The organism is Streptomyces sp. yr375 (genome assembly GCF_900110755.1).
Lineage (GTDB): Bacteria > Actinomycetota > Actinomycetes > Streptomycetales > Streptomycetaceae > Streptomyces.
This window is the reverse complement of sequence record NZ_FOFF01000027.1, coordinates 58,619-72,389: the sequence shown is the minus strand read 5'-3', so window position 1 is coordinate 72,389 and position 13,771 is coordinate 58,619. Positions and strand designations below refer to the sequence as shown.

Annotated in this window: 1 protein-coding gene (only partly in view); it reads right to left on the bottom strand. The window is 74.5% G+C overall.

Going from position 1 to position 13,771, the window contains the following annotated elements:
- A protein-coding gene (locus BMZ82_RS24750) for a non-ribosomal peptide synthetase (RefSeq protein ID WP_093779405.1) crosses the window boundary here: on the bottom strand, positions 1–13,771 show its 5' portion. Its footprint begins 9,431 nt before the window's first position; the window shows 13,771 of its 23,202 coding nt (coding positions 1–13,771); it begins with the start codon at positions 13,769–13,771; its stop codon lies off the left edge, out of view.

Here is a 13,771-nt window from a genome sequence, read left to right as displayed (position 1 = left end):
CGGTGAAGGTCGGGTCGCCCGAGGTGTCCAGGCGCAGCACGAGCGTGTTGACGAAGAAGCCGACCAGGTCGTCGAGGGCTTCGTCGGTGCGTCCGGCGACGGCGCTGCCGATCGGGATGTCCGTGCTCCCGCCGATCCTGCTGAGCAGGGTGGCGAGGGCGGCCTGGAGGACCATGAACAGGGTCGCGCCGTGGGCGTGTGCCAGGTCGGCGAGGCGGCGGTGCAGGTCGGGGTCGAGGGTGAACGGCACCCGGCCGCCGCCGTGGCCCGCGACCGCCGGGCGGGGGCGGTCGGCGGGCAGGTCGAGCTGGTCCGGCAGGCCGTCCAGGGTGCGGGTCCAGTGGGCGACCTGGGCGGAGATCAGGCTGTCCGGGTCGTCCTCGCCGCCGAGGAGGTCGCGCTGCCACAGCGCGTAGTCGGCGTACTGGACGGGCAGCGGCGCCCAGGCGGGGGCGCGGCCGGAGTGGCGGGCGGCGTAGGCGGTCGAGAGGTCGCGGGCGAACGGCACGTTCGACCAGCCGTCCCCGGCGATGTGGTGGATCACCAGCAGCAGCACGTGCTCGTCCGCGCCGAGGGCGAACAGGTCGGCGCGCAGTGGGAGTTCGGCGGTCAAATCGAACCGGTGCCCGGCCGCGTCGGCCAGCGCACCGGCGAGCCGGTCCTCGTCGACCGGGTGGACCGGGAGGGCCACGGCTGCGTCGTCCGGGTCCAGCACCACCTGGCTCGGGACGCCGCCGGTCTCCGAGAAGACCGTGCGGAGGGTCTCGTGCCGGGCGACGACGTCGTTGAGCGCGGCGTGCAGGGCACGGGTGTCCAGGTCGCCGGACAGGCGCAGCGCGAACGGCATGTTGTAGGTCGCGCCGGGGCCTTCCAGTTTGTGCAGGAACCACAGGCGGCGTTGGGCGAACGACAGCGGTACGGCGTCGGGGCGGTGGGCCGCCGCGCGCAGTGCGGGGCGTCGCGCGCCGCCGGTGCCGATCCGGGCGGCCAGGCGGGCCACCGTGGGCGCTTCGAAGACGTCCCGGACCGACAGCTCCGCCCCGAGTACGGCGCGGATGCGGGAGATCAGCCGGGTCGCGAGCAGGGAGTGGCCGCCGAGGGCGAAGAAGCCGTCGTCGATGCCGGGCGCGGCGCAGCCGAGGACGTCGGCGAACAGGCCGCGGAGGATCTCCTCCTCGGGCGTGCGCGGGGCCCGGCCGCCGGCCGTCGGCGCGGTGGTCCGCGGGGCGGGCAGGGCCCGGCGGGCCAGCTTGCCGCTCGAGGTGAGCGGCAGTGCGTCGAGGACGACGACGGTGGCGGGCACCATGTAGTCGGGCAGGGTGCCGGCGGCGAAGTCGCGCAGCCGTTCCGGCTGGGGGGTGGTGCCCGGTGCGGCGACGACGTAGGCGACGAGCCGCTGGTCGCCGGGGCGGTCCTCGCGCACCACGGCCACGGCTTCGGCCACGGTGTCGTGCCGGGTCAGGGCCGCCTGGATCTCCGCCGGTTCGACGCGGAAGCCGCGCAGTTTCACCTGGTCGTCGGCGCGTCCGGCGAACTCCAGGACGCCGTCCGCCCGCCGGCGGGCCAGGTCTCCGGTGCGGTACATCCTGGCTCCGGGGCCGCCGAAGGGGTCGGCGAGGAACCGTTCGGCGGTCGGGCCCGGCCTGCCGAGGTAGCCGCGGGCGAGCTGGTCGCCGGCGAGGTAGAGCTCTCCCCGTACGCCGGGCGGCACCGGGCGCAGGCCGGCGTCCAGGACGTAGGTGCGGGTGTTCCAGACCGGTCGGCCGATCGGCACCGGGCCGGGGGTGTCGTCGTAGGCCCAGGAGGTGACGTCGACCGATGCCTCGGTGGGCCCGTACAGGTTGTGCAGTTTCGGGCCGAGGACGTCGTGCGCGCGCCGGGCCAGGTCGGCGGGGAGTGCCTCGCCGCTGCTGAGGACCCGCCGCAGGACCTGTCCGGCGTCGGGCGCTGCCGGTGCGGCGAGGAACGCGCGCAGCATCGACGGGACGAAGTGCACGGTCGTCACCGCGTGTTGCCGGATCACGGCGGCCAGGTACGCCGGGTCCTTGTGTCCGTCGGAGCGGGCGACGACCAGCCGGGCGCCGGTGATCAGCGGCCAGAAGAACTCCCACACGGAAACGTCGAAGCTAGCCGGGGTCTTCTGCAGGACGCCTTCGCCGGGTTCGAGACCGTACGCGTCCTGCATCCACAGCAGCCGGTTCACGATGCCCGCGTGGGGCACGACGACGCCCTTGGGGGTGCCGGTGGAGCCGGAGGTGTAGAGCACGTAGGCGGGATGGGACGGCGTCAGCGCGGCGTTGCGGACGGCGTCGCCGGGGTCGGTGTCCGGGCGGCCGACGCCCAGGTCACGCACCTGGGCCGGGTCGTCCAGGACGCGGACCGGGCGGGCTTCCGCCAGTACGGTGCGGACGCGCTCGGCCGGGTGGTCGGCGTCGACGGGCAGATAGGCCGCGCCCGTCTTCAGCACGGCGAGCAGTGCCACGACCAGCTCCACCGAGCGCGGCAGCGCGACCGCCACCACCCGCTCCGGGCCCGCCCCGGCCTCGATCAGCGCGTGCGCGAGCCGGTTCGCCCGGGCGTTCAACTCCCCGTAGGACAGGGCGACATCGTCGGCCACGACGGCCGGCGCGTCCGGTGTCCGGGCCACCTGGGCCTCGAACAGGTCCGGCAGCGTCGTCGCGGGCACCGGCCGGGCCGTGTCGTTCCAGGTGACCAGGACGCGTTCGCGTTCGGCCTCGTCGAGGATCGTGAGGTTCTCCACGGGCTGCGCCGGGTCGGCGGCCACGGCGTGCAGCAGGCGTACGAAGGCGTCGGCGATCCGGCGGGCCGTCCCGGCGTCGAAGAGGTCGCTCGTGTAGTCGAGGACGCCGTCGAGTCCGGCGGCAGCGCCGTCCGGGCCTGTCTGCTCGGTCAGCGTGAACGCGAGGTCGAACTTCACCGCGCGGGTCTCGATCGGCAGCGGGCTGCTCTCCAGTCCGGGCAGGTCGAGCGGGGTCCCGGCGGTGTTCTGGAGGGCCAGCATCACCTGGAACAGCGGGTGCCGGGCCAGCGACCTGGTGGGGTCGAGGACCTCGACCAGGTGCTCGAAGGGCACGTCCTGGTGGGCGTAGGCGGCCAGGCAGGTTTCGCGGGCGCGGGCCACCAGGTCGGTGAAGAGGGGGTTGCCGGAGGTGTTGGTGCGCAGGACGAGGGTGTTGACGAAGCAGCCGATCGCCTCGTCGAGGGCGTCGTCGGTGCGGCCCGCGATCGGGGTGCCGACCGGGATGTCGCTGCCCGCGCCCAGCCGGCCGAGCAGCGCGGCGAGCGCGGCCTGGACGACCATGAAGAGGCTCGCGTCGCAGTCGCGGGCGAGGTCGCGGAGCCGGGCGTGCGCTGTCGCGTCGAGGGTGAACGGCGTGCGGCCGCCCCGGTGTCCGGCCACCGCCGGGCGGGGCCGGTCGGCGGGGAGGGCCAGTTCCTCCGGAAGGTCCGCCAACTCGTCTGTCCAGTAAGCCACCTGACGGTGCATCAGGCTGTCCGGGTCGGCGGGGTCGCCGAGCAGCTCGCGCTGCCAGAGTGTGTAGTCGGCGTACTGGACGCGCGGCGGTGCCCAGGCGGGGGCCCGGCCAAGGCGGCGGGCGGTGTAGGCGGCCGAGAGGTCGCGGGCGAAGGGCACGTTGGACCAGCCGTCGCCCGCGATGTGGTGCAGGGCGAGGACCAGCACGTGGTCGTCCGCGCCGAGGGCGAGCAGCTCGGCGTGCAGCGGGAGTCCGTCGGCCAGGTCGAAGCGGTGGCCGGCCGCGGCGGTGAGCGCCTCGGCGAGCCCGGTCTCGGGCGTCTCGCGGACCGGCAGGCCGGGTACGGCCCGTTCCGGGGCGAGCACGACCTGCGCGGGGGTGCCCGCGGTGTCGGGGTAGACCGTGCGCAGCACCTCGTGCCGGGCGACGACGTCGGCGAGGGCGGCGGCCAGCGCGGCGCGGTCGAGCCCGCCGCGCAGGCGCAGCGCGAGCGGCATGGTGTACGCGTCGCCCGCGTCGTCGAGCTGGTGCAGGAACCACAGGCGGTGCTGCGCGTACGACAGCGGCAGGACGTCGGGGCGGTGCGCGGCGGGGCGCAGGGCGGGCCGTGGTGCGCCGCCGGCGTCGATCCGGGCGGCCAGTCCGGCCACCGTGGGGGCCTCGAACACGTCGCGTACGGCCAGTTCCACGCCGAGCACGGTGCGGATGCGGGACACCAGCCGGGTCGCGAGCAGGGAGTGTCCGCCGAGGGCGAAGAACGCGTCGTCGATGCCGGGGGTGGCGCAGCCGAGCACGTCGGCGAAGAGGCCGCAGAGGATCTCCTCGCGTGGTGTGCGCGGGGCCCGGCCGGTGGACGCGGTGGCGGGGTCGGGGGCGGGCAGGGCGCGGCGGTCCACTTTGCCGCTCGGGGTGAGCGGCAGGGCGTCGAGGACGACGATCGCGGCCGGGACCATGAACTCCGGCAGTGTCCGCGCGGCGTGCGCGCGCAGTTCGGCCGGGTCCGCCGTCGTTCCGGGCACCGCGACCACGTAGGCGACGAGGCGTCGGTCGCCGGGCCGGTCCTCGCGTACGACGGCCACGGCGTGGGTCAGGTCCGGGTGCCGTGACAGCACCGCTTCGACCTCGCCGAGTTCGATGCGGAAGCCGCGGATCTTCACCTGGTCGTCCGCGCGGCCCGCGAATTCCAGTGCGCCGTCGGCGGTCCAGCGGGCCAGGTCGCCGGTGCGGTACATGCGCGCCCCTGGTCCGCCGAACGGGTTCGCCACGAACCGCTCCGCCGTCAGGCCAGGCCGGTTGACATAGCCGCGGGCGAGTTGGGCGCCCGCGAGGTACAGCTCGCCCGGCACGCCCGACGGCACCGGGTGCAGCCCGGCGTCGAGCACGTAGGCCGCCATGTTCTCTACCGGCCGGCCGATGCGGGGCCGTTCGCTGCCGGAGACCGTCGCGCCGATCGCGTCGACCGTGCACTCGCTGGGCGCGTAGTAGTTGTGCACCTCGGTGCCGGGGTGGGCGCGCAGGTCCCGCCACAGCGCGGGGCCGGTGGCCTCCGACCCGAGCACGATCACGGACGGCCGGTGCCCGCCGCCGTCACCGTCACCGTCGCCGTCGCCGTCGCCGTCGCCGTCGCCGTCGAGCAGGCCGAGGCCGAGCAGTTCGCGGGTGAGGGTCGGGCTGATGGCCAGGTAGCCGATCTCGTGCCGCCGTACGTACGCGGCGAGCGCGGCGGGGTCGCGGCGGGTGTCCTCGTCGACGACGTGGAGTTCGTGGCCCGCGAGGAGGCCGAGCAACTGGCCGACGCACAGGTCGAACGACAACGACGCGGTGTGCGCCACCCGCAGCCGGCCCCCGGCCGCCCGTGCCGCCGGGGCGAAGACCCGCTCGCGGTGGTTGGCGAACAGGTTCGCGATGCCGCCGTGCCGTACGGCCACGCCCTTGGGCACGCCGGTCGACCCGGAGGTGTAGACGATGAAGGCGGCGTGGTCGGGCCGTATGTCGGGCCGGGGGAACGGCTGTTGCGGCGCGGCGGAGTGGTCCGCGACGTCGAGCAGGATGAGTTCCACCGGGTGCTCGCCCCACGGCCCGGTCGGGCCCTGTGCGAGTGCCGGCTCGGTGACGAGGAGGCGCGCGCCGGAGTCGGCGAGCATGAACGCCAGCCGCTGCGCCGGGTAGTCCGGGTCCAGCGGCACGCACGCCCCGCCCGCCTTCCAGATGCCCAGCAGCGCCGGCACCATCGCGGGCGACCGGGTCGTGCAGAGCCCGACGAGCACGTCGGGGCCCACTCCGCGTTCGGCCAGCCGCCGGGCCAGCCGGTCCGCCCGCGCGTTCAGCTCGGCGAACGTCAGCGTCTCGTCGCCTGCGACGACGGCCACCGCGTCCGGGGTCAGCGCCGCCTGCCGCTCGAACAGTTCGGGGACGGTGTGTGCGGGCGCGCTGCCGGGGGTGCCGGCCCAGTCGGCCAGGATGCGCCGCCGCTCCGCCGGGGCGAGGATCTCCAGCGTCCCGATGCGCCGCTCCGGTGCGGTGGCCGCGGCGTCGAGGAGCCGTACGAAGCGGGCGAGCAGGTGCTCGGCGGTGGCGTGGTCGAAGAGGTCGGCGCTGTATTCGAGGACGCCGCCCAGCCCCTCGGGTTCACCGCCCGGGCCGCGCGCCTCGGTGAGGCCGAACGCGAGGTCGAACTTCGCCGCGCCGACCTCGGCCATGTCCGGGCTCACCCGCAGCCCCGGCAGGACGAGGCGGGGCTCGGCGTTGTTGTGCAGGGTCAGCATGGTTTGGAACAGCGGGTGCCGGGCCGCCGACCTGGCCGGGTTCAGCACCTCCACCAAGTGCTCGAACGGCACGTCCTGGTGGGCGTAGGCGGCGAGCGCGGTCTCCCGTACGCGGGCCAGCAGTTCGTCGAAGGTCGGGTCGCCCGAGGTGTCCAGGCGCAGCACGAGGGTGTTGAGGAAGAACCCGACGAGGTCGTCGAGGGTGTCGTCGGTGCGCCCGGCGATCGCGCTGCCGAGCGGGATGTCGGTGCCCGCGCCGAGGCGGGTGAACAGGGCGGCGAGACCGGCCTGCAGCACCATGAACAGGCTCGCGCCGGACGCGCGGGCCAGCCCGTCGAGGCGGGCGTGCAGGGCGGCGTCGATCGAGAGCGGCACGACGCCGCCGGTGTAGCCGGCCACGGCCGGGCGGGGCCGGTCGGCGGGCAGGTTCAGTTCTTCCGGCAGTCCTTCGAGCGCGTTCGTCCAGTGGGCGATCTGCCCGGCGATCACGCTGTCCGGGTCGTTCTCGTGGCCCAGCAGTTCCTGTTGCCAGAGGGTGTAGTCCGCGTACTGGACGGGCAGCGGCGCCCAGGCCGGGGCCCGACCGGAGCGGCGGGCCGCGTAGGCCTCGGAGAGGTCGCGGGCCAGCGGGCCGTTCGACCAGCCGTCGCCGGCGATGTGGTGGACGACCACCACCAGGACGTGGGTGTCCGGTGCGACCGCGAACAGTTCGGCGCGCAGCGGCGGTTCGGTGGTCAGCTCGAACCGGTGGGCCGCGGCGGCGGCCACGGCTGCGGCGAGTTCCGCCTCGGCCGCCGGCCCGTCGCCGGTGATCTCGCGTACCGGCAGCCGCACGGCGGCGGCGGCCGATCCGGCGTCCAGGACGGCCTGGCGCGGTACGCCGTCGGTGTCCGGGAACACCGTGCGCAGGCTCTCGTGCCGGGTGACGACGTCCGCGAGGGCCGCCGTGAGCGCGCGGCGGTCGAGGTCGCCGTCCAGCCGTACGACGAACGGCAGGTTGTAGTTCGGGCTGGCCCCTTCGAGCTTGTGCAGGAACCACAGCCGGCGCTGGGCGAACGACAGCGGTACGGCTTCGGGTCGCCGTTCGAACGGACGGACCGGGGGCCTCCTGCGGTCGCGGGCGCCGGCCAGCCGGGCGGCGAGTCCGGCCACCGTCGGGGTCTCGAACACGGCCCGGATGGGCAGTTCGGCGGCGAGCACGGTCCTGATCCGGCTGACCAGGCGGGTGGCGAGCAGGGAGTGGCCGCCGAGGGCGAAGAACCCGTCGTCGATCCCGACCCTGGGCACGCCGAGCACCTCGGCGAACAGGCCGCAGAGGATCTCCTCCTCCGGGCTGCGCGGCGGCCGGCCCGCGCTCACCCGGGCCAGCGCGGGTGCGGGCAGGGCCCGCCGGTCGAGCTTGCCGTTCCTGGTCAGCGGGAGGGTGTCGAGGGTGGTGAACACGGTCGGGACCATGACGTCGGGCAGCCGCGCCGCCAGGTACGCGCGCAGGGTCTCCGGGTCCGCCCCGGCCGGGTCGGCCGGCACGACGTAGGCCGCCAGTCGCTGGTCCCCCGGCCGGTCCTCGCGGACCATGACCGCCGTCTGTGCCACGGCGGGGTGGGCGGCCAACGCGGCCTCGATCTCGCCGAGTTCGATCCGGTGGCCGCGGACCTTGACCTGCTCGTCGGCGCGGCCCGCGAAGACCAGCGCCCCGTCCGCCCGCCTGCGCGCGAGGTCGCCGGTCCGGTACATCCGGGTGCCCGGCTCGCCGAACGGAGCGGCCACGAACCGCTCCGCCGTGAGGCCCGGCCGGTTCAGGTAGCCGCGGGCCAGTTGCGGCCCGGCGATGTACAGCTCCCCGACCACCCCCGGCGGCACCGGCCGCAGCCCGGGGTCGAGCACATACGCCCGCATGGCCGTCATCGGACGGCCGACCGGGACCACGGCGCTGTCCGGCTCCGCGCCGGGGGCGAGGTGGAAGTCGAGGCAGCCGACCGTGGTCTCGGTGGGGCCGTAGTGGTTGACGACGGCCACCTCGGGGTGCCGCTCGCGCCAGGCGCGCAGCGGTCCGGCGGGCAGTGCCTCGCCGCCGAGCATCAACTGCTTCACGGGCGCGAACCCGGCGGGCAGCGCGGCGAGGATCCCCAGGTGGCTCGGGGTCGCCTTCATGAACGTCACCGGGGTGCGGGCCAGTTGGGCCGTCAGCCAGGGGTCGTCGTCGAGTTCGGCGACGACCACGCACCCGCCGGAGGTCAGCGCGCCGTACAGGCCGGTGACGGACAGGTCGTAGGACAGCGGGGTGGGGACCAGGACCGTCCCGTCGAGGCCGCTGTAGACGCGCCGGGCGCGGGCCACGTAGCCGGCCAGGCCGCGGTGCGCGACGACGACGCCCTTGGGCAGGCCCGTGGAGCCCGAGGTGTAGATGACGTACGCGGGGTGGTCCGGCAGCAGGGCGGTGACCCGGTCGGCGTCGGCGGGTCGGGTCGCGGGCTGCCGCTGAAGCTCCTGTACGACGGCCGGGTCGTCGAGCAGCAGGCGGGCCGTGCCGGGGGTGTGCGGGAGGTCGGCCGCCGCCTCGCGGGTCGTCAGGAGCAGGGCCGGGGCGGCGTCGCCGAGGAGGTGGGAGATCCGGGTGGCGGGGTGCGCGAGGTCGACGGGCAGGTAGGCGGCGCCGGCCTTGAGGACCGCGAGCAGGGTCACGACCAGTTCGGCGGAGCCGGGCAGGGCGACGGCGACCACCTGTTCCGGGCCGACTCCGTGGGAGATCAGCAGGTGGGCCAGGCGGTTCGCCCGGGCGTCGGCCTGCGCGTAGGACAGTTCCGCGTCCGGCGCGGCCACGGCGCGGGCCTGCGGGGTGGCCGCGGCCTGCTGCTCGAACATGGACGGCAGCAGTACGGGGGACGTGTCCGCCGTGCCGGTGTCGTTCCACTCCGTCAGGAGGCGGTGCCGCTCTGCGTCGCCGAGGATTTCCAGGGCGCCGATCGGCCGACCCGGCTGCGCGGTGGCCGCCGTCAGGAGGCGTACGAAGCGGGCGACCAGGGCCTCGACGGTGCCGTGGTCGAAGAGGTCGCTGCTGTAGGCGGCGTACCCGGCGATTCCGTCCGGGGTGTCGTGGGCGGTGGCGGACTCGGTCAGGTTGAGTGCCAGGTCGAACTTGGACGTGCCCGACTCGACCTGTTCGGCGGCGGCGGACAGGCCGGGCAGGTCGACGTGCGCGTCGAGACCGTTGGTGAGGGTCAGCATGACCTGGAACAGCGGGTGCCGGCTCAGCGACCTGGCGGGGTTGAGCACTTCCACCAGGTGCTCGAAGGGCACGTCCTGGTGGGCGTAGGCGACCAGGTCCGTTTCCCGTACCCGGGCGAGCAGTTCGCCGAAGTCCGGGTCTCCCGAGGTGTCGGTGCGCAGGACCAGGGTGTTGACGAAGAAGCCGACCAGGTCGTCGAGGGCGTCGTCGGTGCGGCCCGCCACCGGTGACCCGATGGGGATGTCGGTGCCCGCGCCGTGCCGGGTCAGCAGCGCGGCGAGGCCGGCCTGGAGCACCATGAACAGGGTGACGCCGTGGGCGTCGGCCAGGGCCGCGAGCCGCCGGTGCAGGTCGGCGTCGAGGCGCACCGGCACGGTGCCGCCGCGGTGGCCGGCCAGGGCGGGGCGCGGACGGTCGCCGGGGAGGTCCAGCTCGGCGGGGAGCCCCGCCAACGCCCGTGCCCAGTACGCGACTTGCCGGGAGACGAGGCTGTTCTCGTCGCTCTCGTCGCCCAGCAGTTCCCGCTGCCACAGCGCGTAGTCGGCGTACTGGACGGGCAGCGGCAGCCACTGCGGCGACTCGTGGGCGCAGCGCGCGGTGTAGGCGGCGGACAGGTCGCGGGCCAGGGGCACCATGGACCAGGCGTCACCCGCGATGTGGTGCACGACCAGCAGCAGGACGTGCCGGTCGGGGCCGAGTGTGAACAGCTCGGCGCGCAGCGGTGTCTCGGTGGTCAGGTCGAAGCCGGTGGCTGCGCCGGCGGCCAGCGCCTCGTCCAGTTCCGCCTGGCCCACGGGGCGTACAGGGAGGGCGACGGCGCTCGCCGTGGGGTCGATGACGACCTGTCGCGGTGTTCCGTCGGTCTCCGGGAACACGGTGCGCAGGCTCTCGTGGCGTGTCACCACGTCGGTGAGCGCGGCGCGCAGGGCGGCCTGGTCGAGTGCGCCGTCCAGCCGGAGCACGAACGGCATGTTGTAGCCCGCGCCGGCCTCGGGTCCCTCCAGCCGGTTCAGGAACCACAGGCGGCGCTGGGCGAACGACAGCGGAAGCGTCTCCGCCCGTTCCACGGGCCGTACGGGCGGGCGGACCCACCCGCCGCCTGCCCGCTCCGACGCTGCCGCGAGGCCCGCCACGGACGGCGTGTCGAACAGGGCGCGGATCGGGAGTTCGGCGCCCAGGGTGGCCCGTATCCGGCTCAGTAACCGGGTCGCGAGGAGGGAGTCGCCGCCGAGGTCGAAGAAGCTGTCGTCGATCCCGGGCGGGTCCACGCCGAGCACCTCGGCGAACAGGTCGCACAGCAGGCGTTCGGTCGCGTCGCGCGCCGCGCGCCGTGCCTCTCCTGAGGTGAACACCGGGGCGGGTAAGGCGGCGCGGTCGAGCTTGCCGTTGACCGTCAGGGGCAGCCGGTCCAGCACGACCACGGCCGCCGGGACCATGTGGTCGGGCAGGCTCCGCCCGGCGAACGCCCGCAGCGCACCCGCCTCGGGCCGGACACCGGTGCCATCGCCATCACTGGGAACGACGTAGGCCACGAGCCGTTTGTCGCCCGGTCGGTCCTCCCGTACGACGGCCGCGGCCTGGGCCACGTCCTCGTGCCGGGCGAGGACCGTCTCGATCTCGCCCAGCTCGATGCGGTACCCGCGCAGCTTCACCTGGTCGTCCGCGCGGCCGGCGTATTCGAGCCGGCCGTCCGCCGACCAGCGGGCCAGGTCACCGGTCCGGTACATCCGCTCCCCGGGCCGGCCGAAGGGATCCGCCACGAACCGCTCCGCCGACAGGCCCGACCGGTTGTGATAGCCCCGGGCCAGCCCCGCGCCCGCCACGTACAGCTCACCGGTGACACCCGGCGGCATCGGCTGGAGGCCGACGTCGAGTACGTAGGCGCGCAGATCGGGGATCGGCTCGCCGATCACACTGCGCTGCGGCTGCGCCGTCGCGTCCCGCTCGCCGAGCAGCGCGTGCGTGACATGCACCGTGGTCTCGGTGATGCCGTACATGTTCACCAGGCGCGGGGCGTCGGCCGGATGCCGCTCGTACCAGTCCCGCAGCTTCCCGACCTCCAGGGCCTCACCGCCGAAGATCACTGTGCGCAGTGCCAAGGCCGCCGAGAGGTCCGGGGCGTCCCGGTCGGCCTGCGTCAACTGGTGGAACGCCGACGGCGTCTGGTTGAGCACGGTCACCCGGTGGCGCACCAGCAGGTCCAGGAAGTCGGCGGGGGAACGGCTCGCCTCCTGCGAGACCACCACCAGCCGGCCGCCGTGCAGGAGCGGTCCCCACAGCTCCCAGACGGAGAAGTCGAAGGCGAAGGAGTGGAACAGCGTCCACACGTCGTCCGCGCCGAAGTCGAACCACGGCCGGGTCGCGGTGAACAACCGGGCCACGTTGCGGTGCGGGATCACGACGCCCTTGGGGGTTCCGGTCGACCCCGAGGTGTAGATCACGTACGCCGGATGCGAGGGATCCAGCGCTCCGATCCGCTCCGCGTCGCCCAGATCGCCGTCGTGCTCGCCGGCCAGGGCGTGGACGACGGTGTCCTCGTCGAGCAGGACCGGCGCGCCCGTGTCGTACGGCATCCCAGGCGCCAGTTCGCCGGTGGTGACCAGGCACACCGGGTCGGCGTCGGCCACCATGTGCGCGATGCGGCTCGGCGGATAGCCGGGGTCGATCGGCAGATACGCGGCGCCCGCCTTCACCACCGCCAGCAGGGTCACGACCAGTTCGGCGGAACGCGGCAGCGCGACGGCCACCAGCCGTTCCGGCCCGGCGCCCCGGCGCACCAGCAGCCGCGCCAGCCTGTTGGCCCGCTCGTTGAGCTGCGCGTACGAGAGTTCCCCGTCCTCGGCCACCACAGCCACGGCGTCCGGGGTGCGGGCGGCCTGTTCCTCGAACAACTGCGGCAGGGCCCGCGCCGGGACGTCGACGGGCGACGCGACGGGAGCGGGCGCGGGGAGCACCCGTGTGCGTTCGCCCGGGAGCAGGAGATCGAGCCTGCCGACCGGCTGTCCGGTGTCGGCCGCGGCGAGACCCTCCAGGAGACGCAGGAAGCGCTGCTGGTGTGCGGCGTGCTCGGCGGCGTCGTACACGGCGGGGTTGGCGTCGACGTGCACGCGCAGTGTGCCGTCGCCGGAGCGGTCGTCGACGCAGATGGACAGGTCGTGAACCGGCCCGATGGCCAGGTTGTGGGTGGTCGCCCGTGCTTCGCCGAAGGCCAGATCGTAGGAGAAGGCCATGATGTTGATCGTCGGGCCGAAGAGGCGGCGGCCGCTGCCCACCAGGTTCAGGTCTCGGCTGATGTCCTCGTACCGGTACCGCTGGTGTTTGAGCAACTGCCGTGTCTCGGCGGACACTTGACGCATGAGGTCCCGGGCGCTCAGGGCCGGCCGGACCTCCAGCCACAGCGGCAGCTCGTTGGACATCGGCCCGCGGATGCCCCGGCCGCTGCCCGCGCGCGCGGCGACGGGTACACCGAGGGCGACTTCCTCGGCGCCGGTCATCCGCCCGAGGTACACGGCCGTGGCGGCGATCAGCGGGACGGGCAGGCCCACTCCCGACCGGCGGGCCAGCGTCCGGAGGGCGTGCGAGGTCGCGGTCGGCACCTGCGCGGTGCGCCGCAGGAAGCTTCCCGAGAGTTCGCCCGCCCGGTCCGCCAGGGCGACCGCCTCGGGCCGGTCCGCCAACTTGCCCTGCCAGTAGTCCCGGTCGCGCGCGAAGCGCTCCGAGGCGCGGTACGCGGTGTCGTCGGCGAGGAGCAGGTCCAGTGAGCCGCTGTCGTCCGCCCGCTCGGGCGTCCCGTTCCGCAGCGCCGTGTAGACCTCGGCCACGCGGTGCGCGAACAGGGCGCACATGAACCCGTCGGTGACCAGGTGATGCCCGCGCAGATAGAGGAAGTGACGGTCGGTACCGGCCCGCAGCAGTGCCAAGGTGAACGTCCGGCCGGCCTCGAGACTCACCGGCCGGGCCGTCTCGGCCCGCATCCACGCCTCGGCTGCGGCTCGCGGGTCGGGCTCGGCGCTGACGTCGAGAACGGCGAACGGCCAGTCGCCCGCGGGCCCGTACACCTGCCGCAGGCCCTGGTCGTCCTGGACGAAGCCCACGTTCAGTGTGTCGGTCTCCGCCACCACCCGCCGCGCGGCGGCCTCGAGCAGGGGCGCGTCGAGCGGGCCGTCGATCTCCAGGTACTCCGCGGTGTTGTAGCCCGGGCTCTCCGGATCGAGCTGCTGCGCGAACCAGATACCGCGCTGCGCCGACGACAGGGGCCAACTGGGGTGCAGAGTACCGGACAC